We start from the raw sequence: 20861 nt of genomic DNA, 5'->3' as shown, positions 1-20861 counted from the left end.
GCGGCTGCACACCTGCGGGCGTGCGGCCGCGGCGGTCACCGGGAGGCCGTCGGCCCCGCGGTCCCGCCGCCGGTGAACGGCGCGAAGACATGGGTGAAGTCCCAGGTCTGCTGCGGGATGCTGGAGCAGTTGTCGGCCGACGCGCCGCCGGGACAGCTCCCGTTGTCCCGCTGGAGGGCCCAGAACGACAGGGTGTTGATGCCCTTGTCCACCGCCCACTTGTAGACCTGGTTGGCGTTGTCGAGGCTGAACGTCTCGGCCGGCCCGAAGTCGTCGACGCCGGGCATCTCGATGATGCCGACCATCGCCCACAACTGGGCCGGCGCCTTGTCCGGGTAGAGCTGATTGAGCTGGTCGTACAGGCCCTGGGCCGCGGTCTGGGTGTCGTTGGCCATGTTGTGGGTGGCGTTGTCGTAGTAGTCGAACGTCATGATGTTGACGACGTCCACCCGCGCGCCGTTGCTGACCGCGTTCTGCAACAGGGCGGTTCCGCTGTCGGCCGGGCCCTGGGTCGTCGTCGGGAGGGTGTAGGAGATCTCCACCTTCCGCCCGTTGGTCGCCGCCCAGTCCTCGACCAGCTTGATGGCCTTGTTCCGCCGGTCGACCGCGGCCGAGTCGTCCAGCGAGTCGGCCTCGATGTCCATGTCGAGCCGCGACACGTCGTAGGTCGTGATCACCTTCTCGTACGCGGCGGCGATCTTCTGGACGTCGGTACAACTGTCCGCGATCTCGGTGCCGGTGGTGTCCGCGGTGTAGCCGCCGAAGGAGGGGATGACATCGCCCCCCTTGCCCTGGATGGTCTTGATGTCGTCACCGAAGGAGGACGCGGAGACCGGCGTCTCGGTACTCCCGTTCCAATAGGGCGTGCAGGAGCCCTTGGACTCGGTCTGGAGGAACGCCATCGTCAGGTGCTTGGCACCGGACTGGGCGGAGAGCGCGGCGGGGCTCTCGCCCGTCCACGACTCGAAGTACGGCGCGAACACATGGGTCGGGAGCGGGGTCGCCGCGTGGGCGGCGCCACCGCCCAGGGCGGTCAGGCCGGCCGTGGCGACGGCGGTGACGGTAGCGGTGAGGGCGGTGCGGAGGGAGCGCCTGCGTCTCATGTCAGTCCCAGATGTCGGAGGTGGGCCGCCAATTCCCCTTGTACGCAGCGGTATTGACTCTGGGATAACCCTGACGTCAGGAGCATGTCAATGGACTGGACCAAGTCAGGACTAGACCAATTCGCGACGCGGTCGACCATGCCGCTGTCCAGCGCGCCCGCGGCGCGATGGACCACTCGCCCGCCCTCCGGCGCGCACCCGCCCGCGATCCGGACCCCGACGCACTGCGGTGCCCGGACCGCTCGCCCGTCCGCGCGTTCAGGACTTCTTGTCGCCCAGCTTCTCGACGAAGCCCTGGGCCTTGTCGACGGCGGTGTCGATCTTGTCGCTGTGCTTGTGCTCGGTCCGGTCGTCGATGAACCCGCCGACCTTCTCCAGCCCGTCGGAGATCTTGTCGCCGTGTGCCTCGGCGATCTCCTCGGCCTTCTCCTTGAGGTTCTTCAGGGCGTCAAACATCCGGACTCGTCTCCTTCGGTGTCTTGCCTTGCGGTGAAATCGCCTGGTCAGGACATGATCCCATGGGCGACGAGCGGCGACGACGGCCTGTGGACGCGCCCCCGACGCACGGAACGCCACCGGCGCGCGCAACGGGGGTGATGGGTGTGGGGGTGCGCCGCCCCGCGTGGGATGGGGGGCGCCCGTTTCGGCGGGAGCGCCGGCGCGGAGGGACTGTGGGCGGCCACGGCCACCAACCCCCCGCACAGGGGCATGAGTTGCTCTCCGAGTGGCAGTCGGCCACGGGCCACCAACCAGGTACCGGCCCCGACGCCCACGACGCTTGCCCCACCTGCACCCCCCCGGTTCACCCGACTGACCGCGGCCAATCCCTCCGGCGGTGAACCGCACGCCGTAGAACTGACGCTATGTCACCCAACGTATCCGTCGACGGCCGGAGCGCACCGCCGTCACCGCCGTCACTGTCGTCAGCGCAGCCACACCGGACTCCGCTCCGCTCCGCACCGCCCGCCCGGTGCGCGGACGGTGGCGCGTGAGGCGCCCGGTCGACCGGCCCGCGGACCGGACGGTGCGGATGCCGCGCGCCGCGGCGGCGGCCGGCGTCATCTCCGCACTGCTGCTGGGCGCCGCCTTCCTGCTGGTGCACCTCGCGGTACCCGAGCACCCCCAGGACGCCGCCGACTGGACCCGGCAGACCTCCCAGCGCGACGCGCTGCACGCGGCGCTGGCCCTGTTGCCGTTCGCCGGGATCTTCTTCCTGTGGTTCATGGGCGCCGTCCGGGACTACGTCGGCACGGTCGAGGACCGGTTCTTCGCCACGCTCTTCCTCGGCAGCGGGGTGCTCTTCGTGGCGATGCTGTTCGTCCTGGCGGCAACGGCCGGCAGCCTGCTGTCCGTTACGGACGTGTCCGCCGCCGCCTCCGCGGGACAGCGGGGGCTCTGGCAGTTCGGCCGCCATCTGGTCCTGGAGCTGCTGACCAACTACGCCACGCGGATGGCCGCGGTGTTCGTGGTGTCGACCACCACCATCGGGCACCGACTGGGTGTCTTCCCGCGCTGGCTGGCCTGGCTAGGCTATCTGGTGGGACTGGTGCTGCTGTTCGCGGTCGGCTCCACGAGCCATCTCGAACTCGTCTTCCCGCTCTGGATGTTGGCCGTCAGCAGTCATGTCTTCGTGGTCACCCTGCGCCGTCGCCGCGCGGACGGGGGGCAGCACGGGACCGCGGAAGCCAGCCCCTGATCCGGCCCGCGGCCCCCGGAGGTGACGGGTACAGGTACCGGATCGGATTCGGGGGAGAGCGGGGCTCTCCCGCCACGCCGATCGCGCCCCCTCATCGGCACCGCCCGGCGCGCGGTATCCGTCAACTCCGGCCCCCAAGGCCGACGGTGTCGCCGGAGCCGCCGGTGATGGCCATGGTGCCCGCCGGGATGCGGCCGAGGCGGACGAACGTGATGAGCGCATGGACGGCCAGCGCGACCACCACCGAGGGGACGACCGTCCAGGTCACCAGGCCGGCGATCGCCAACGCGGAGAGGATGACCAGGGCCGGTACGAGGGTGGGCAGGGCGGCTGACCGGGCGATGCGGAGTCGGACGGCGCGGGGCATGACTGGTCCTCGGGAAGGCTCGGAGGGGAACGGTGGGAAACGGCGGGACGGGTGGGGGAGTTGGTCAGGAGGCGGCGCGGGCGCGATCGAGGTAGGCGGTCAGATGCTGCCAGGCATCGGCCGGCGCGGCCGGGTCGCCGGACATCGCGGCCGGCTCCCGCTGCCAGGCACCCTTGACCGCGGTCGAGAGCGTCTCCTCGCCGCCGCTGAACAGTGCGCCGAGCTCGTCCATGCGGGCCACGATCCGCTGCACCTGCGGCGCGCCCGGATCCGTCCCGGCCGCGCGGAGCGCCTCCGCCCGGCGGTACAGCTCCGGCCACTCGATCTCCAACAGGTAGGGGGCGGCGGGCCCGAGGGCCCGTGCCCGGTCCTCCAGGACCCGGATGTGGTCCTCGTCGACATGGCGGCGCAGAGCCTGGTCGGCGGCCGGGCCGGTGCCCCGCATTGCCTGGAGCGCACCGATCAACGTGGCGGCCTCCGGCGGCCGGGCCGCGGTGAGTTCCCCGTGGATATGAGTCAACCGCTGCCGCAGCGCCTCCAGGGAAGCGAGGGCGGCCTCGACGTCGGACAGTTGCTCGGCCACCAACCGCACCGGATCCACGCCGACGTCCAGACACGTGGCGATAGTCCCCAACCCCAACCCCAGGCGGCGCAGGGCGAGCACCTGGTAGAGGCGGACCACGTCCTGCTCGGTGTACTCGCGGTGCCCGGAGACCGTACGGCGGGACGGGCTCAACAGTCCGATCCGGTCCCAATGGTGCAGGGTGCGGACGGTCACCCCGCTCGCCGAGGCGAGCGCCCCGATCTTCCAGGTCTGTTCGAAGCTCATGCCCTCACGATGCCTCCTGACGCCGCGTGAGGTGCAAGTCCGCCTGACACTGGCCGCGCGCCGGCCGATCCGCGCGGGATGCCGTTATCCAGCGGCCCCAGCCATCCCCTAATCTCCTTGCGCGCGGTGTGCTGGCCGGGCCAAGGTCTGGACCCATGGGAATGCTCTCTGTGCGGCCCTTCGAAGTCGGTGACTGGGCCCTCTACCGTGCCGTTCGTCTGGCGGCCCTGGCCGATGCGCCCGACGCGTTCGGTTCCACGCTGGAGCGGGAGCAAGCCTTCACGGAGGAGAGGTGGCGAGAACGCCTGGCCGGGCGTGACCAGTTCCTCGCCGAGGACAGCGGCCAGGCATGCGGACTGATCGGCATCGTCCCCACCGGACCCCGCACCGCCGACCTGGTGTCCATGTGGGTCGCCCCCGCCGCCCGCGGCCGCGGGGCCGCGGACCTGCTGGTGGGGGAGGCCCTGCGAGCGGCGGACGCCGGCGGCATCGCCTGCGTGGAACTGTGGGTCACCCAGGGCAACGACCGCGCGGAGCGCCTCTACGCCCGACACGGTTTCCACCGCACCGGACGCGTGCAACCCGTACGTGAGGGCGAAAGCAGACTGGAATTCGCCATGAAGCGCCGGGCAGCCACGGACGGCAGCAAGGCAACGACACAACTCCCCCATTGACGAACGGAGTTCGCCGCCCTCTCATCCCCTTACCCGGCAGGTAATCGCCTCCCACATCCCCGCCTGTCAGGATCACAGGCGTACGGGGAACTTCCCCAAACCCGATCGACCGGAAGGACGCGCCATGCCCGCCTACGCCATGGCCCATCTCCGGGATGCCGCCCCGCACCCGGAGATCGCCGAGTACATCGAGCGCATCACCGGCACCTTCGAGCCCTACGGTGGCCGCTTCCTCGTCCACGCCACGCAACACGAGGTGAAGGAGGGCAGTTGGCCCGGGAACGTCGTGGTGATCGGCTTCCCCACCATCACCCAGGCACGGACCTGGTGGGACTCACCCGAGTACCAGCAGATCGCCCCGCTGCGCTCGCGCCACATCGACGGCGACATCATCCTGGTCGCCGGCGTCCCCGACGCCTACGACCCCAACACCACCGCCCGCACCCTCCGCGACTCCCTCCCCGTCGAATAGCCCGACGGGTCCCCATCCGCCGACGAACACGCGCGACGAGCCCCCCGCGCCCGATGCCTGCGCACCGCCGTCCATCAGTCCAACCACTGCACCACCTCCTGCCGTTCCGCGCTGTGGAGGACCCGTGCGCGGGCGCCGTTGACCAGGGGGAGGTGGGGTGGGACGTGGCCGCATTCGACGTCGGCGAGGAGGGGGATGCCGAGGGGGCCGAGGGCGTCGAGCACGGCCTCGTGCTGCGTCAGGGAGTCTCGGTCGGGCGCCGTGGTGCGGCCGATGAGCACGGCGTTGGCGGCGTCGAAGAAGCCGGCCAGGCGCATCCCGTGCAGATTGCGGCAGATGGTGAACGCGTTGTCCTCGCACGCCTCCACGTAGACGAGCAGTCCCTCGGGGGCATGCGCGCGGGCGAACGTGGCGACGTCGCCGTAGGGCGTTCCCGCCACGTTGCAGAGCGTTTCGATGCAGCCGCCGATCAGGCGCCCCTCGACGTCCACGTCGCCGTCGGCATCCAGGCGGGTCCAGGTGCCGACGCCGTCCAACTCGTAGGTGGTGACGTCCGGGAAGGCGCGGAAGTCGGCCCAGCCGCCGGCCCGATGGCGGCCCGGCGGGGTCTGGGCGATGCGGCCCCCCTCCGGCACGCCCACCACGTCCAGCCACGACAACAGGCCCTCGGGCACCTGGTAGGGCGTGTCCATCAGGTTGGAGCCGTGCAGGGTCGCGAGGCCCGTCAGGAGGGTGAGCGGGGTGAGGAGCGTGGAGATGTCGGAGTACCCCACCAGCCAGGTTGGTTCGGCGGTGCGGAGCCGGTCCCAGTCGAGCAGCGGCAGCAGGTCGATGGCGGTCTCCCCGCCCCACGGCGGCACGATCGCCTTGACGGCGGGGTCCGTCAGCATCGCGGTCAGCTCGGCCGCGCGCTCCGCCGCGGGGGCGCTGAGGTGTCCCGTCCCGTCCATGCAGCGACCGACCACCACCTCGTAGCCACGGGCCCGTACCGACTCGATCGCCACTTCCAGACGCGCCCGCATCTCCGGGTCGACGCCGCTCGAAGGGGACGTGACGGCCACGCGGTCACCCGGACGCAGGGGTTGCGGATAGCGGATCGACATGGGGGGAGTGTGGCATGCTGTGGGCGCCAACGTCCTTGGAATTACGGCGTGTTGGGTGGTTGTGCGAGGGGGAGTGGGGCCGGTGGCGGGGGTTGGCTGGACTCTTCGTGCAGCGTTCTGTGGTGGGCGTCGGCCCGCACGGTCGTCAGGGCCAGGGCGCCCAGGCCGCAGGTGACCATGACGTAGTAGGCGGGGACATCCGGGTCGCCGGTGCGGCGGATCAACTCCGTGATGAGCAGGCCCGCGCAGCCGGAGAAGACCGCGTTCGCCAGCGCGTAGGCCACGCCCAGGCCGGTGTGGCGCACCGCCGTGGGGAACATCTCGGCCAGCATCGCCGGCCCCGGGCCGGCCAACAGGCCCACCAGGGCGCCCGCGAGCGCCACCGCGCCGTACGCCAACCACGCCGGGGAGTGCCGGTCCTGCACCACGTGGAGCAGGGGCAGCGCCGACACCGCGATCAGCGCCGCCCCAGCGACCGTCACCGTCCGCCGGCCCAGCCGGTCGCTGAGCGCGCCGGCCGGGAGGATGGTGGCGGCGAAGCCCAGGTTGGCGATGACCGTGGCCAGCAGTGCCTGTTGCGGGCTGGCACCCACCGTGTTCTGGAGGTAGGACGGCAGGACCACGAGGAAGGTGTAGCCGGCCGCCGCCCAGGCCATCAGCCGTCCGCACCCGACGATGACGGCCCACGGTGTCTGCGTCTGTGTCTGCGTCCGCGTTGGTGTCTGCGCCTGCCTGGTCGTCGGCGGGGGCGATGCAGTGTCCTTGCCTGGGGCGAAGGGCTCCTGTCCCCGTGACTCCTGTGCGCGGCGGAACGCCGGGGACTCCTCCAGGCGCAGGCGCAGCCACAGGGCGACCGCGCCCATGGGCAGCGCGGCCAGGAAGGGCAACCGCCAGCCCCATGAGGCGACTTGAGGTGTCGTCAGTAGGGTCGTCACCAGAGTTGCCGCCGCGGCACCGGCGAGCAGTCCGAAGGCCACGGTGAGGGACTGCCAGGCGCCGTACCGTCCCCGCTTGCCGGGCGGCGCGCTCTCCGTCATCAAGGCGACCGCACCGCCGAACTCCCCGCCGGCGGACAGGCCCTGCACGATCCGCAGTGCCGTGAGCAGCCACGGTGCCGCGGCACCCACCATGGCGTACGTCGGTAGCACACCGATCAGTGCCGTCGCGCAACTCATCGTCGTCACCGCGGCCAACAACACCGGCCGCCGCCCGAAGCGGTCGCCCGCCCGGCCGAGGAGGAACGCGCCGACGGGCCGGAAGAAGAACGCCAACGCGAACGACGCATACGTCTTGACCAGCGCCTCCGCGGTGCTGCCGCCGTGCGGAGTGAAGAAGTCGGCCGCGATGACGGTGGCGAAGTAGGCGTAGACGCCGAACTCGTACCACTCGATGAAGTTGCCGATCGCGCCCGCGGCCACGGCCCGGGGCACCGAAAGGCGTCGGCGCGCGGCCTGGCGCGAGGCGTCAGTGGAGGTCGTCATGCCACTCAGCATTTCCCCGGCCGCGCCCCGCGGAACGGTGTCGGACCACCGTCGTGCGTCGCATCCGGCGTGCGCCGGCCGGCCTCAGCGTGCGGTCTACCGGGTCCCGGGGTCGGGTCGCCGTACGGTCGCAGGCAGGCGAAGTTGTATCCGTACGACAGGCCGTGCAGCGGTATTCCGGAGGTCAGGCGGATGGCTTGGTACACCCGGTGCGCGGGGTCACCGTCGGGTCCCGGGAGCCAGAGGCCCCGGCCGTCGCCGTCGCCCTCGAAACGGATCGCCCGGCCCCTGCCCTGGAGTTCGCGACGGACCGGTCCCGTATAGGCGTCCCACAACTCCGGATATGCCTCGACCTCTTCCAGGAGGGCGGCGTGCTCGGCGTGCAGCCGATCGTGGTGGCGCAGCAGCGTGGCCCCGAATTCGACCATCCACGGGATCATCCACTCCTCGTACCAGCCGGCGAGGGTTTCCCTGGCGTCCGGATGGAACATGACGTAGCGGAACCCGTTGGTGGCCGGGTGGTTGGGGTCGGGTTCCGGGAGATGGCCGAAGAGCCGTCGATAGGCGTTGTTGCAGGCGATGACGTCCCAGGCGCCGTCCATGAGGGCGATGGGCGACGGCTGCCGGCGATCGTCGACGTGTTCCCGCGCCCATCGCCGGGAACGGGCGGCGATCGCCGGACCGCCTCGAATGCCGGAAGTCGGTGGATCGCCCTTGGTGATGAGGAAATGCAGGAGCCCCTTCACCGCATCGGGCATGTGCAGCGCGGCCGCCAGGGCCGGGAGGTATTTCTTGCGCGGAAGACTCCGCCCGGTCTCCCAATCGCGGTAGGTGCGCGGCGATACCGGAAAGGACGGCCGGCGCGAGAGGACCTCCTGGGACATACCGAGGCGGGACCGGTAGCGGAACAGTAAATCGCCGACGGTTTGGACGCGTTCCGCCGCTGGTTGGATGGCTTCCTCGATGGCGGTCGCCGGACCGGTGGCGCCGAGCGTCTGCGTCGGTGGGGTCGTGCCGACGGTGTTGCGATCCCCGGAGGGTCTGTGGCGTACTTCCGGATGCGGATGCGGATGCGGATGCGGATGCGGATGCGAATGCCGTTGCCGTAAGGCGTCGTTACGCACCGGGGTCAGGGTCAACATCTGATACCCGTACTCACGGCCGTGCCAGGGAACGACGATCGTGAACAGAACGGTCTGCCGGCGGCCGCCGACGCGCAACGCCCGTTCCTCCACGTCCCGCTCGATGACGCAGCCCACCCCGCGCTCGGTGAACTCCTCGCGCACGCGGTTCCGATAGACCTCGCTGAGGTAGGGATCGGCGGCGATCCGCCGTCGGATCTCCAGCAGTTGTTGGTTCTGCGGATATAACTGGAAATGGTGCACGAATTGGCACATCGCCGTGACCAGCCAGCTCTCCTCGTAGTCGAGGAGCATGCGGGAGGCCGCCGGGTGAAAGAGGCAGAATCTCATGGGGTTGTTGAGCGGGTGATCGAGGTGATGCGCTGCCCGCTCGCCCATCTCATCCGCTTCGCTGAAGAGCTCCGCCCACGCGTCGTTGAAACGGACGGCGTTCCAGCCGCCGTCCAGCAATACCGCGGGAGCGTCCTGGACGGCGAGGTGGGAATCGCACCAGTTCGCGGTGGTGGGGTCCACGCCCGATGAGACGTTCAGGCCCTTGAGGGACGGTGCGTCGCCGGTCACCAATCGAAAGAACTGCGCCCGCGCCTGCGGCCCCATCCGGAGGGCGTCCCGAAGCGCACGCATATGGCTCAGGCTGACCTTCCCGCCGTTCTCCATTTCGTTGTACGCGCGGATCGAGAAGCCGTGTTGGAGGGCGAACACCTCCTGGGTGTAGCCGAGGAGTTCACGGTGGTGACGCAACAGGTCGGACGTCGTGATCGGCGCCGTACCACTGCGACGTGCCGCGTCATGGGGTGCGGTCATGGGCTCCTCCGCTTTCTGTCAGGACTGGCGGACCGTGAAATGCCCGGGCTGCTCGGGGAGAAGGGAATTGCGGCATTTTGCCTCGTCGGGAGAATGCTGAGCGGTCGTTACCATGATGTTCGAGTCGTCGAGCGAAGTGAGCGTGGGTGCCGATGAGTTCGGCTGAAATGGACCGCCAGGAGGCGTGCCGGTCCCTCTTTTCGGCGCTGCGGAAGTCCGTTGACGTCTCGCAGCTCGGCGCTCGACGGCACGAGCTGAGGGACGGCCTCTGGACGGACTTCCTGTACGCCAAGAAGTCGCTGAGCCAGTCCGACATGGCGTATCTGCTCGGCGTTTCGAGCGGCACTTACGAAGGGGTCGAACGGGGCCTGAAGGCGCCGTCGGTGGAGTTGTTGCTCGCGTTCGGACGAATATGCGGCATTCGCGATGCCGCCACCCTGGACCGGTTGTGGAAGGTCAGCCTGGGGCGTCCCTTTCCGCGCGCCTCGGACCTGGTCGGCCTGCGCCTCCCGGACGAGCTGCGTGCCCTCGCTCTCGCCGACGGGGGAGGGGGCGGATCGCCCGACGCGGTACCCGCGTTGCAGGCCGCCGCGCTGCGCGCGGTCAGCGCCCTGCTGGGGGGCGACCCCGCCGCGGACGCCAATCCGCACACGGGCCGACTCACCGCGCGCTGTCTGGCGTCGGCCTTCTCCGCGGTGCCCTTGGGGGCCGGAGCCGAGGAGCTGGTGCGCGCGCTGAGCACGGTCGAGGCGGGGCTGCGGGCACCCTGCCGGGACTGGGTGGTCTGGGAGCTCCGGCGACTGGGCCACGTCGAGAGCGCTCGCCGGCTCGTGGAGCGGGGCTTCCGGGCAGATGACGGTGCGTAGGGCATTGGTAGCGGTCTGCGAGATGACGAGGGGTTAAGTCACCGCCAGGCGCGGAACGTTGGCGATCGCCCGTCCCGTCCCCTCGCGCCGGGTCGTCAACGACATCGGCAGTGCCGCATACCGGGCGCTCGCCGGCCCGACCGAAGCCGGTGAGTCCCCCGGTCCCCCGTCCGTCAGCGACCGTCCGTCAGCGACCGCACGCCGGCATCCGCACGTCAGGGTGCCGCGATGCCCCCCAAGGCGCCGCCGTCGACCGTGAGGACCGTGCCGTTGACGAAGCTGGCGTCCGACGAGCGGAGGAAGGCGACCGCGCCGGCGATCTCCTCGGGGGTTCCGGTGCGACCGAGCGGCACCTTCGAGACCACGGCCGCGCGCTGTTCCTCGCTCAGCTCGTAGAACATGTCGGTGTGGATCGGGCCGGGCATCACGGCGTTGGCGCGGATGCCGCGGTCGGCGAACTCCCGCATCAGCGACCTGGTGAGGGAGACCAGCGCGCCCTTGGAGGCCGCGTAGTTGGCCTGGCCGTAGGCGCCGAAGGGGGCGATGGCCGAGGAGATCACGATGATGGAACCGTCGTTGGGCATGGTCCGGCGGGCCCGGCGCGCCGCCGCGAAGGCGCCGAAGACGTTGGTGTCCATGACCTGGCGGAACTGATCGTCGGTCATGTCCAGCAGCAGGTTGTCACTGGTCGTACCGGCGTTGGCGATCAGGACCTCGACCGGGCCGAGCTCCCGCTCCACCTCGTCGAAGGCCGCGTCGACCTGGTGACTGTCCGTCACATCGCACCGCACGGCGTAGGCGCCGGGTATCTCCGGGTCGTCCTTGCGGAAGGTGATCGCGACGCGGTCGCCCTCCTTCATCAGGCGTTCGGCTATGGCTCTGCCGATGCCTCGGTTTCCCCCGGTCACCAGAACGGTTCGGGACATGGGTGCGCTCCTTGGTGTGGATGTCTCGGTTGTGGTGCGGCCGACGTGCGTCGCCGGTTGCCTGGCGGCGCGGCCGCTCGTGGTGACGCGAGCCCATGACTGCCGACTGCCCCGCGGGTCCCCGCCGTTGCGGCAGCGTGAGGGTGCGGACGGCGGCCCATCGGCGGCGGTCACGGTAGATACTTTCAGGCCAACTATGGCGGATGCGTCGCGGGGCTGGTTGTTCCCCGGATGCGGGGGAGGAGCGGGGGAAAGAATGAGGAAGGCGAGCGTGTGAGGGGTGGGGCCCTGGATGGGGCACTGAGCCGAGGGGAGCGGGGCAACGAGAGGTTGGCTGGCCGGTTTTCCCCGGCCGTGCCTGGTCCTCGGCCATCGACCAGCGCGTGTCACGGGGTGGCGCGGGCGCGGCGTGGGGATGCGTCATGCCCCTTCATCCCCCTCCTGCGCGCGGGCGTCCAGCGACCCGGACGACCCCCGACCTCTCCCAAGGCGCGAGCCGTGAAGCCGCCGGACGGACAGCGCGGACGGATGGATGGGCGGGCCGACGGATGGACGGACGGAGTGCACGGATGTGGAGGAGCGACAGATGACTGGTGTGCACCGGCCGGCCTTCGCACTCGATCCCACCGGGGCGGACCACCACGGGGAGGACGCCAGACTGCGGGCCGCCGGGCCCGTCGTCCGGGTCCAACTCCCCGACGGTGTCGTCGGCTGGGTCGTCACTCACCAGGGCCTCGTCACCGACCTCCTGGTCAACCAGGCCCAACAGCTCAGCAAGGACCCGGCGGACTGGCGGGTCGAACTCCCCGAAGGCTGGCCGCTGCGGGGCATGGTGGAGGTCACCAACATGGTGACGGCGGACGGCCCGGAGCATCAGCGCCTGCGCCGCCCAGTCACGCGCTTCCTCACGCCGGGGCGCGTGCTGCGGATGCGGCCGCGCATCGAAGCGATCGTCGGCGCGTTGTTGGACGAGCTGCCCGCGCACGCGGACTCCGCCGGCACGGTCGATCTTCGGGCGCACCTCGCCGGCCCGCTGCCGCTCCGGGTGATCTGTGAACTGGTCGGCGCGCCCGAGGAGTTGCGCGGCCGGTTGACGGAGATGACCGGCAGCATCTTCGACCACACGGCGACGCCCGACGAGGTGCGGGCCACCCAGGACGCCATAGGTCCGCTGATGGGGGCCCTGGTGGCACACCGGCGCGCGCACCCCGGCGAAGACCTCACCACCGCCCTGATCCACCGCCACCGGTGCGGGGAGCTCACCGAGGACGAGCTGCGGCACACCCTGTGGCTGCTGCTCACCGCGGGCTTCGAGACCACCTGCGGCCTGCTCGTCAACGCGGTCGGGGCGCTGCTCACGCACGACGCCCAACGCGCGCTCGCGGTCGGCGGCGACGCGGCGACCTGGCGGGCGGTGGTGGAGGAGACGCTGCGGTGGGACTCGCCGGTCGCGAAGTTCCTGGCGCGCTACGCCCGCACCGACCTGGTGATCGCGGGCACCACCGTCCCCGCCGGCGACGCCATCATCGTCCCCTACACCGCCCTGGGCCGTTGCCCGTCCACGCACGGTCCCGACGCCGGGCGGTTCGACATCGGGCGCACGACGCCCCATCGGTCCTTCGGGGCGGGGCCGCATGTCTGTCCGGGGGCCGCGCTGGCTCGTCTACAGGCATCCGTTGCGCTGCCCGCGCTGTTTTGCCGTTACCCGCGCCTGGCGCTGGCCGTGCCGGAGTCGGCGCTGCGGCCCAACCCGTCCCTCGTCTCGAATTCCAAGCGTGAGTTGCCCGTCGTGCTCGGCCGTTGAACGACCGTAGGGGCGCGGACGGCGCGGCTGTCTTGGGCGGATGCGGCCGGCTGCCGCAGGCCGGGACGCCCTGCCGATGACCGGGATCGTCCCATCCGTAGCACCAGCTCACCGCAGCCCCGTTCATCACCGGCGGCTCGACCTGGATACGATTCAAACCAGCCGGTATTTTTTCGGATTCGTTCGATACGGGCTCGGTATGCGCGGTGAGCGCGCGTGGTGACTGTTTGTCTCTGTCGGCTCACGTAGCGCGACGATCGGTAGGGAAGGGAGGTCGGCTGTGGGGGAACAGGAACGGGCGAAGCGGACCAAGTACAAGATCATTGAAGCGGCCGCCCAAGTCTTCTTCGAGCACGGCTACGACGGGGCGAAGATCGAGCAGATCCTGACGGCGGCCGGCGTCACCAAGGGCGCGTTGTACCACCACTACAGGTCCAAGCAGGAGATCGCCGACGCCCTGCTCCAACAACACGTCGGCGACATCGCCGTCGAGCCCCAGGACGTCAAGCTCCTCGAACTCGTCGTGAAGGGTCAGCGACTGGTCGAGGGGTTGCAGCGCGACGCGGTGCAGCGCGCGGCGGCCCGCCTCACGCTGGAGGAGGGCTCCAACCAACTCGACCGCAAGCAGGCGATGTCCCTGTGGGCCGAGTACGTCGAGGCGCTGCTGGTCGAGGCCGGCCGACGGCACGAGCTGCTGGCGTCGGTCAACAACCCCGAGCGCATCCGCAAGGTCGCCGAGATGTACGTCGGCGCGTTCGCCGGCATCCAGTTGCTCGCCGATGTCACCTCGGAGGGTCACAACCGGGCGGGCTTGCAGCACCAGTTGACGGTCTTCTTCGAGCACACGCTGCCGACCATCGCGGCCCCGCACGTCCTCCCGCACCTCCGCCGCCAGATCGGCGGCTGAGCCAGGGGGGCGAGTGAGGGGCGCGATGCCCCGCAGCGGCCGTTGAGGGGGGCGCGCGTCCGCGGTCAGGCGACCCGGGTGAGGGCCCGGCGCGTGAGGTGGTTGCTCATGGCGCCGGCGGTCTCCATGACCGCGCTCACGAAGCGCGCGCGCTCGCGCGGCGACCGCATCTGGGTGCGCAGTGGCATCAGCGCCACCGCGCCGGCCACCGCCGGCCCGCGCCAGACCGGGGCGGCGATCGTGTCGTACCGGTCCCCGCCGAACGCGGCGGGACCGACGGCGTATCCGAGCTCACGGACGCGCCGCAGCTCGCCCGCCCGAGGGTCGCCCGCCAGGCGGTCGTGCAGCGCCGCGGCGATCACCAACCCCGGGCCGTCGGCGCCGAGCGGGGCGGGGTCCAGGGCCTCGTGGAGGGGGTCGTGGACGCCCCAGACCTGGTCCGTGCAGATGCGCTGCGGGGTTTCGCCGAGGTGGTAGGGCGCGTAGAGGAGCGCGATCTGCCCGGTGCGGCTGCCGAGCCGGACCAGGCGCGCCCGGACCCACGGCGAGGGGACGGCCGGCCGGCGGTCCGTCGGTGTGGGCGGTCGGTCCAGCCAGTAGGTGCCGCGCGGACCGTCCGACGGCCGGCCCACGATGCCGGTCTTCTCCAGGGACTGTAGATAGCGGCAGGCGGTGGCACTGGCCAGGCCGGTCTCCGCGGCGACCTCCCGCAGGTACACCGGGCGCCCCAACTCGCCCTGCAACCGCTCCAACGCCCGCAGCACGTCGACGACGCGACGCACGACCTTGCCGCTTTTGTCCGACGCTACGTCAGGACCGTTGTCGAGCACGTGGATCCCCCTTGAGGTTGCCGGACGGGCGCTCCCGCAGCGCTGCGCGTCCGAGCTCCGATTCTCGTGCGAAGGTCGGACGATGACCATGCAGAAAAATTTCCCAACCGGTATTTGGGGATGCGAAACGCATCGCCTACATTCATCCGCGGCCAGTCGCCCAGCCCACAGGGAAGGCCGTTCGCCATGGACCACATAGACCGGATTGACCGCATGGACCGGACGGAGTGCATAGACCGAAAGTCGTTGCTCAAGGCCCTACTTCGGGCTCATCGCGCGCTCGGGGACCGCACGGAATTCGGCTGGCGGCCGCAGGAGCGCAGAGACGGGAGAGGGAGACCCGTCACCGGAATCGATCAGGGGACCATGGCGCGACTCTTCGGCCGGGAGAGCCTGTGGTATCGGCAGCGCGAGAACGGGGTAAAACCCTTCACCATAGGCGAACTTGACCGCATCGCAGATCGGCTCGGAATGACCTGGCGGGCCCGCGTGGCCCTCTTCCGACGGGCCTTGGGGTGCGACCCGCACCCCGTTGCCGGTCCGGCGTCCCCCAACTCGCCGCGCACGAACGCCTGGTGGACGAAGATGCTGAAACCGCACGCCGCGTGCCTCACCGACGCCGCGTTCAACCTCCTCGACCACAATGCGGAATTCGCCACGATGCTAGGCCCGTTGACGGTCGATCAGTCGTCCCGTACGAACGTGATGCGACTGCTGCTACTCGACGCATCCGCGCCAACTGCCCATCGCTCAAAGGAGGCGTGGCACGCTCCCCTGGCCGCGGAACTCATCGAGGCCGTCGCCCTGCACGCGAACGATCCCGACCTCCGGCAACTGCACGCGGACGCGCTGCGGAACCCGACCGTCGGCCCCCTCTACCGCGGCTCCGCCGCCTACACATTTCCGGACCAGAACAGCAGAATCCTGGTCGCCACCCTCCACCCCGGTGTCCGGCGGGTCGCGTTCCTCCGCTCCGGTGACGCCGCCTCCCGTTGAAGCGGACGGCGCGCGCATTCCACCCTGCGAAACGCCCGGGACCGTCATTCCACGCTGTGCAATCCGCCTGGTCCCCGGGCCGGTTCGAGGTTGCCTCGGGCGCGCTCTTGGGCTGCACTTCCGTCGACGGTGCGACGCACCCCGAGCGGAGCGCCTACCCGGGCCGGGTCGGAAGCGTGCGGTCGGAGCCCGGGTTCGAGCGGGGTACAACGGCGTGCCGCGCGGCTGGCCGGGTGTTGCCCTCCCCTTTTGTGGCACCCGGTCAGCGGTCTTTCGGCCAATCCGCGCCCGCTCCGACTGGCGACAACCCCGAGAGCGAAAAGGAACATTCGAGCAGGGCAAGGAGCAACCGGGAACATACTGATCTCCTTCATGGTTGTGTCAGCCGCGCGCGGTGCCGTGAGGATGCCGCCTTCGGAAACGGCAAAACGGTGAAACGGAGAGGGAAACGACGAAACGGCGAGGCGTGTCGTTGCCCCGATGCCCGTGGAAGATTCGCTGGAGCGATGCGTGAGGGAGTGGCGTGTGGCGGAGTGGCATGTGACAGATGGATATGTGACGGGGCGACTTGTGAGAGACGTCCGAATTCGCGGCCGGCGGCGAGTCCTGCACCATATGTCGGGCGGGGAGTTCCGTCGGTCCCCCATGGATCTCAACGTGTGCCTGGCAGAAGGGCGTTCGGGTGGGCATGTGCCACCTGCCCGGCGAAGCGGGCGAGGCGCAGCCGCAGCGCCCCTCCCGACACGCTTCGCCCCGCTGTCGGAAATGGGCGGGTTCTTGTCCCCTTTCGCTCTAACGTCACGGGGAACTCGCCCGCGTTCGGTAAATTCATCATTCAACTGCTCTGATTCGGGCCGTCGCAGCCCGCAGGGCACCGCCAACGTGGAACTGCTGACGAGCAAGAAGGAAGCCACACCGGATGACACAGCTCAAGCAAGACCGTGCACGAAAAACCCGTCAGCAGGTCCTCGAAGCGGCCGCCGCCGCGTTCGACGAACGCGGCTACTCGGCCTCCATCGACGACGTCGTCAGCAAGTCACAACTCACCAAGGGTGGCGTCTACTACCACTTCGAGAACAAAGATGCACTTGTGCAAGGAGTTCTCGATGCGACCAAACCGGGCCTTACCGGGGCGGTCGAGCCCCAGGAGTTGAAGCTGCAGGAGTGGATCGACACCGGGATGGTCCTCGCCTACCGGTTACCCCGTGACACGCTGCTGCGTGCGGCGCTGCGCCTCTCCATGGAGCCCGTGGTGCAGCAGAGCCTCAGGACCCCCTGGCCGGCCTGGATCCAGCACACCACCCGGCAACTGGCCGTCGCCCGCACCCAGAAGGAACTCCTCCCCGGCGTCAAGATCGAGGACTACGGCAGAATGGTCGCCCAGGCATGGGCCGGCATCGCGGCGCTCAGCCCGGCACTGGACGGAGGCGCCACCCGCGACGGCGGCCGCGCCGACGACGAGAGCCACGCCAACATGGAGCGATGGACGGCGCACATGTACGCCTCCTGGCTGCCCTCGCTCGCCATCAGCGGCATCATCCCCCTGCTGAACACCAGGCCCGATCGCGGACGCCAGGTCTGGGAGGCCCGGCAGCGCAGACAATCGCAGCAGGTCACGGTCCTCTCCGTCGTTCACCGCCTGGCCGGTTGACCCGCCGGGCCGCTCGTCGGCCAACATCCAACAGGGCCCCGGGTGGTTGACCGGTGCAGGGTCCGTGATCGGTGTCGATCGCGATCCGGCCATGGTCGACGCGGCGCGGGCCCGCGCCGCCGACCAGCCCGTCGTGGACGTCCAGTTGGGCGACGTCCGTAAGGAGGTTGGCGTCGGGACCGGGGCGGCGTCGACGTGGGGGCTGGTACGGCCTGGGGACCGCGCGGTACCGCGACTGGCGCCCGTGGCCCGTGACCGGACAGGATGGCGAGGTGAATGCGCTCACCCCCACAGCAACTTCGTCCCCGCAGCCGGTCCGCACCGCGGCCCGCTGCGCCATCGTCACGCTCGCTCTCGCAGGCATCGCCTGGGTGGTCCGGGCGATATGGGAAATCCGACTCTCGGTGGCCGGGATGCCGGCCTCGGGACCACCGGCCCAAGGCAACGGCCAGCACCGCCCGTTGACCGCACTGGAAGACTCGTACCACATCGTCAGCGCGCTCGGCGACGCGTGCGTGGTGCTCTGCGCGATCGCGTTCCTGATGTGGTTGTTCCGGGTCCGGGACAACGCCCAGATCCTCTCCGGCCGGCCGCCGCAGCTTGCCTGGCCGTGGGTCTACCTGGGGTGGATCATCCCCATCGTGAACCTGTGGATGCCCCGGGGCATCGTCGCCGATGTCCATCACGCGAGCGCGCCGGGGGAGCGGCTGGCGCGCGCCGTGAACTGGTGGTGGGGCCTGTGGCTCGTCGCGTTCTGGTGCGGGGCCGGACAGGCGGTCAGCGGGTCGCGGGACGACGCCATCGACCGCGCCTACACGGGCGCCAGGTGGCTGCTCGCCGGCGACGCGGCCACCGTGGCGGCCGCAGTGGCCGGCATCTTCGTCGTCCGCGCCCTCACCGACGCGCAGCAACGGCGCATCAACCACTGAGCAGTTGACCCTTCCGTCGCCCCGCCGTGCGCCGGCGGGGCGCCGCGTACCAGGTCAGCAGCGGGGCGAGCAGCAGGCCCCCGAGCACGACGATGCCGACCTGCTGCAACGTGTCGGCCACCGGGTCGCCCTGCATGGCGATCGCCCCGGTGCTCACCGCGACGAGCACCAGTACCGTCGGCGGGAGGGTGCCGGGGAGCAGGACGTCGCGCGGGGGATTGTCCGGGGCGTAGCGGCGCGCCAGGCACCCGAACCACAGCAGGGCCGGCCCGCCGAAGGCGAGTCCCAGTCCCCAGGCCAGCGGCAGCGCGTGGGCGGTGCGCGGGTTGGCGTCGGTGAAGAGCGTCCGGATGGTGCCGCCGGTGTCGCGGGTCCCGGCGACGGGGTAGTTGATGTGCCTGACCTCGCCGCGCCAACTGACCAGTCGCACTTGGGCTCCCGCGGGCGGCGCATCCGCGTGCGTGCCGCGGTCCAGCCGCAACTCCTGGCGGGTGCCGTCCTCGCGCCGGAACTCCAGGTAATGGCGGACGGGTCTGGAACCCCGGGTCCAGGAGCGCTGCACGGTCGCGTCGACCCCGCGCAAGCAGTCGTCCGACGCGGCTTCGGTGAACTCGGCTTCGCTCGGCCCGGCTTCGTCCGATGCGGCCTCGCCGGACGGTGCCCGGTGCGGGCAGCCGATCGCGGCGTCGTACGCCCGGGCCGCGGCCATGGCCTTGGGGAACGGGATCACCAGGAGCCAGACACCCACCACCATCGCCATGGCGCCCAGTCCGATGGGCAGCGTGGTCGATGCCCAGTTGGTGGCGTATCTGGTGGCCTTCTTAGCTCTTGTGGTTCTCGCGGCGCTCACGCTCTCCAAGAATGCCCGATACGGGCGGTTTCCGCGGCCGCCGGCCCAGTTCGAGCCTTGCCTGCCTGGTGTGATCTACCTCTCCGGTGGGGTTTGAGGTGACGGACCGATCCCCTGCGTGACCGAATTGACCGCATAAGTGCCGCCCTTGCGTTGCGGGAGTATGAACGCGGCAACAATGTGGAAATCATGACTGTATGCGCCCGTGAGCCTTCGAATATTAGGCATTGCGGGGGATTGAATCTCTGTATCTAATGTCTTCCGTCCGGGGTGGCGATCCTGCCCCAGGGCGGTCTGGGCTGCTGCTCCTCGATCGAGGGTGCGGCCGAAGTGACTTGGGAGCAGAGCGAAATGGCAGCACCTTTGCCAGTGGAACCACCGGGGCCGAAGCCCGTTGCGGAGCCGGAGCTGGAGTCGGTACCGGTACCGGAGCCGGAGCCCGCGTCGGAGTCGGACGACGCACGGCATCGCGGCCCGCTCGCCGCGCCGTTGCGGGCGCTGTGCCGCGACCGGATCAGCCTGGTCGCGCTCGGTGTGGTCTGCCTGTACGTGTTCCTGGCGCTGGCCGCGCCCGTGCTCACGTCCCTCTACGGGAAGAACGCCACCGAGCACTACGGGCAGAACGCGCCCGGGCTGCTGAGCCCGGAAGGGCTGCCGGTGCTGGCCAACGGCGGGATCTCCGCCGACCACTGGTTCGGCATCGAGCCCGGGCTCGGCCGGGACGTGCTGGCCCAACTGCTCTCCGGCATGCGGACGTCGCTGCTGATCGCGTGCGCGTCGGCGGCCGTGATCGCGGTCGTCGGAGTGGTGGTCGGCGTCACCGTCGGGTACCTCAGCGGCGTCGTCGACCGGGCCTTCACCTTCGTCTGCAACGTCCTCCTGGCCTTCCCGACGCTGCTGTTGCTGCTGGCGCTGAGCCCGATCATCCAGACCCGCTTCGTGGGGTCGGGGCAGAACGAGCCCGCCTGGATGCAGTTCACGGTGCTCATCCTGGTGTTCTCGGCCTTCGGTTGGGTGCCGCTGGCCATGGTGCTGCGCACCGCCGTCCGTTCGTTGCGGGAGCGGGAGTTCGTCGAGGCGGCGCGGGCGATGGGCGCGAGCCGAGCGCACATCGTCTTCCGGGAGTTGCTGCCCAATGTCTGGGCGCCGGTCCTGGTGCACCTCACCCTCGCCGTGCCGGGCCTCGTCACCGCCGAGGCCGCGCTCTCGTTCCTGGGCGTCGGCATCAACGAGCCGATTCCGGACTGGGGCCGCATGATCTCCCGCGGTGCCGAGGTCTTCTACGACGACCCCACTTACATGGTCTTCCCCGGAGTGGCGATCCTCCTCTTCGTCCTCGCCTTCAACATCCTCGGCGACGGGGTGCGGGACGCCCTCGACCCCCGGGCCCTCCGCAACCTCCGCTGATCCGGCCCGCCCTTCTCCACCCCC

19 protein-coding genes and 1 pseudogene are annotated in these 20861 nt (G+C 70.3%); 10 read left to right on the top strand and 10 right to left on the bottom strand.

Translation table 11 applies throughout. The features are described 5' to 3' along the window. Positions 1–56: 56 nt before the first annotated feature. Together PV796_RS04445 and PV796_RS04440 are read right to left on the bottom strand one after the other, a co-directional pair. A pseudogene (locus PV796_RS04445) lies at positions 57–1103 on the bottom strand (chitinase); the annotation flags it as partial. A gap of 258 nt (positions 1104–1361) precedes the next feature. Beyond that, a complete protein-coding gene (locus tag PV796_RS04440; RefSeq protein ID WP_274911567.1) occupies positions 1362–1559 on the bottom strand; it encodes an antitoxin in 198 nt (65 codons plus the stop codon). Between the two features lie 532 nt (positions 1560–2091). Between PV796_RS04440 and PV796_RS04435 the strand changes: the two genes are divergently transcribed. Beyond that, on the top strand, positions 2092–2799 hold the full coding sequence (locus tag PV796_RS04435) for a hypothetical protein (RefSeq protein ID WP_274911566.1): 708 nt from the start codon (positions 2092–2094) through the stop codon (positions 2797–2799). A 121-nt stretch (positions 2800–2920) separates the two neighbouring features. Here PV796_RS04435 and PV796_RS04430 read toward each other — a convergent pair whose 3' ends face one another. Then, entirely contained in the window at positions 2921–3166 is a 246-nt protein-coding gene (locus tag PV796_RS04430) for a hypothetical protein (RefSeq protein WP_274911565.1), read from the bottom strand. A 64-nt stretch (positions 3167–3230) separates the two neighbouring features. Beyond that, positions 3231–3995: a MerR family transcriptional regulator gene (locus PV796_RS04425; protein ID WP_274911564.1), complete on the bottom strand. Its 765-nt coding sequence runs from the start codon at positions 3993–3995 to the stop codon at positions 3231–3233. Between the two features lie 155 nt (positions 3996–4150). Between PV796_RS04425 and PV796_RS04420 the strand changes: the two genes are divergently transcribed. Next, positions 4151–4669, top strand: coding sequence for a GNAT family N-acetyltransferase (locus PV796_RS04420; RefSeq protein ID WP_274911562.1), 519 nt, complete (start codon positions 4151–4153; stop codon positions 4667–4669). 124 nt (positions 4670–4793) lie between these two features. After that, entirely contained in the window at positions 4794–5141 is a 348-nt protein-coding gene (locus tag PV796_RS04415; protein WP_274911561.1) for a DUF1330 domain-containing protein, read from the top strand. Between the two features lie 74 nt (positions 5142–5215). Here PV796_RS04415 and PV796_RS04410 read toward each other — a convergent pair whose 3' ends face one another. From PV796_RS04410 to PV796_RS04400, 3 genes are read right to left on the bottom strand one after another with little or no spacing between them, the layout of a single operon-like run. After that, on the bottom strand, positions 5216–6244 hold the full coding sequence (locus PV796_RS04410; RefSeq protein WP_274911560.1) for a S66 family peptidase: 1029 nt from the start codon (positions 6242–6244) through the stop codon (positions 5216–5218). Between the two features lie 41 nt (positions 6245–6285). Continuing rightward, positions 6286–7725 (bottom strand): MFS transporter, encoded by a 1440-nt coding sequence (locus tag PV796_RS04405; RefSeq protein ID WP_274911559.1) that lies wholly within the window; start codon positions 7723–7725, stop codon positions 6286–6288. Between the two features lie 5 nt (positions 7726–7730). Next, complete coding sequence (locus PV796_RS04400) at positions 7731–9671, bottom strand: MmyB family transcriptional regulator (RefSeq protein WP_274911558.1); 1941 nt, start codon at positions 9669–9671, stop codon at positions 7731–7733. A gap of 152 nt (positions 9672–9823) precedes the next feature. Here PV796_RS04400 and PV796_RS04395 point away from each other — a divergent pair, with 152 nt between their 5' ends. After that, positions 9824–10537 carry a helix-turn-helix transcriptional regulator gene (locus PV796_RS04395; protein WP_274911557.1) on the top strand — a complete coding sequence of 238 codons (714 nt, stop codon included), beginning with the start codon at positions 9824–9826 and terminating at the stop codon, positions 10535–10537. A gap of 215 nt (positions 10538–10752) precedes the next feature. Here the strand turns inward: PV796_RS04395 and PV796_RS04390 are convergent, their stop codons facing one another. Beyond that, positions 10753–11463, bottom strand: a complete 711-nt coding sequence (locus tag PV796_RS04390) for an SDR family oxidoreductase (protein WP_274911555.1) — start codon at positions 11461–11463, stop codon at positions 10753–10755. 586 nt (positions 11464–12049) lie between these two features. On the opposite strand from PV796_RS04390, the gene PV796_RS04385 reads away from it, so the two are divergent. Next, positions 12050–13267: a cytochrome P450 family protein gene (locus tag PV796_RS04385; RefSeq protein WP_274911554.1), complete on the top strand. Its 1218-nt coding sequence runs from the start codon at positions 12050–12052 to the stop codon at positions 13265–13267. A gap of 280 nt (positions 13268–13547) precedes the next feature. Then, positions 13548–14174 (top strand): ScbR family autoregulator-binding transcription factor, encoded by a 627-nt coding sequence (locus PV796_RS04380; RefSeq protein ID WP_274911553.1) that lies wholly within the window; start codon positions 13548–13550, stop codon positions 14172–14174. Between the two features lie 65 nt (positions 14175–14239). On the opposite strand, the gene PV796_RS04375 is transcribed toward PV796_RS04380, so the two are convergent. Continuing rightward, positions 14240–15004, bottom strand: a complete 765-nt coding sequence (locus PV796_RS04375) for a helix-turn-helix domain-containing protein (protein WP_274911552.1) — start codon at positions 15002–15004, stop codon at positions 14240–14242. A 585-nt stretch (positions 15005–15589) separates the two neighbouring features. Here PV796_RS04375 and PV796_RS04370 point away from each other — a divergent pair. The 3 genes from PV796_RS04370 (at position 15590) to PV796_RS04360 (ending at position 18580) form a co-directional block, all read left to right on the top strand. Then, complete coding sequence (locus tag PV796_RS04370) at positions 15590–16000, top strand: MmyB family transcriptional regulator (protein ID WP_274911550.1); 411 nt, start codon at positions 15590–15592, stop codon at positions 15998–16000. Positions 16001–16919: 919 nt separating this feature from the next. After that, positions 16920–17651 (top strand): ScbR family autoregulator-binding transcription factor, encoded by a 732-nt coding sequence (locus PV796_RS04365; RefSeq protein ID WP_274911549.1) that lies wholly within the window; start codon positions 16920–16922, stop codon positions 17649–17651. Between the two features lie 272 nt (positions 17652–17923). Then, a complete protein-coding gene (locus tag PV796_RS04360; protein WP_274911547.1) occupies positions 17924–18580 on the top strand; it encodes a DUF4328 domain-containing protein in 657 nt (218 codons plus the stop codon). Here the strand turns inward: PV796_RS04360 and PV796_RS04355 are convergent. Then, positions 18570–19430, bottom strand: a complete 861-nt coding sequence (locus tag PV796_RS04355; RefSeq protein WP_274911546.1) for a hypothetical protein — start codon at positions 19428–19430, stop codon at positions 18570–18572. The two genes, PV796_RS04360 and PV796_RS04355, sit on opposite strands and share 11 nt — an antisense overlap. 351 nt (positions 19431–19781) lie before the next feature. On the opposite strand from PV796_RS04355, the gene PV796_RS04350 reads away from it, so the two are divergent. Then, the gene (locus tag PV796_RS04350; protein WP_274911545.1) at positions 19782–20837 is read left to right on the top strand and encodes an ABC transporter permease subunit; all 1056 of its coding nucleotides are present in this window, start codon (positions 19782–19784) and stop codon (positions 20835–20837) included. The last annotated feature ends 24 nt before the right edge of the window (positions 20838–20861 follow it).

This window comes from Streptomyces sp. WZ-12, assembly GCF_028898845.1.
GTDB lineage: Bacteria > Actinomycetota > Actinomycetes > Streptomycetales > Streptomycetaceae > Streptomyces.
Note: the sequence above shows the minus strand (reverse complement) of the source record. Positions and strands in the feature narration are given on the sequence as shown.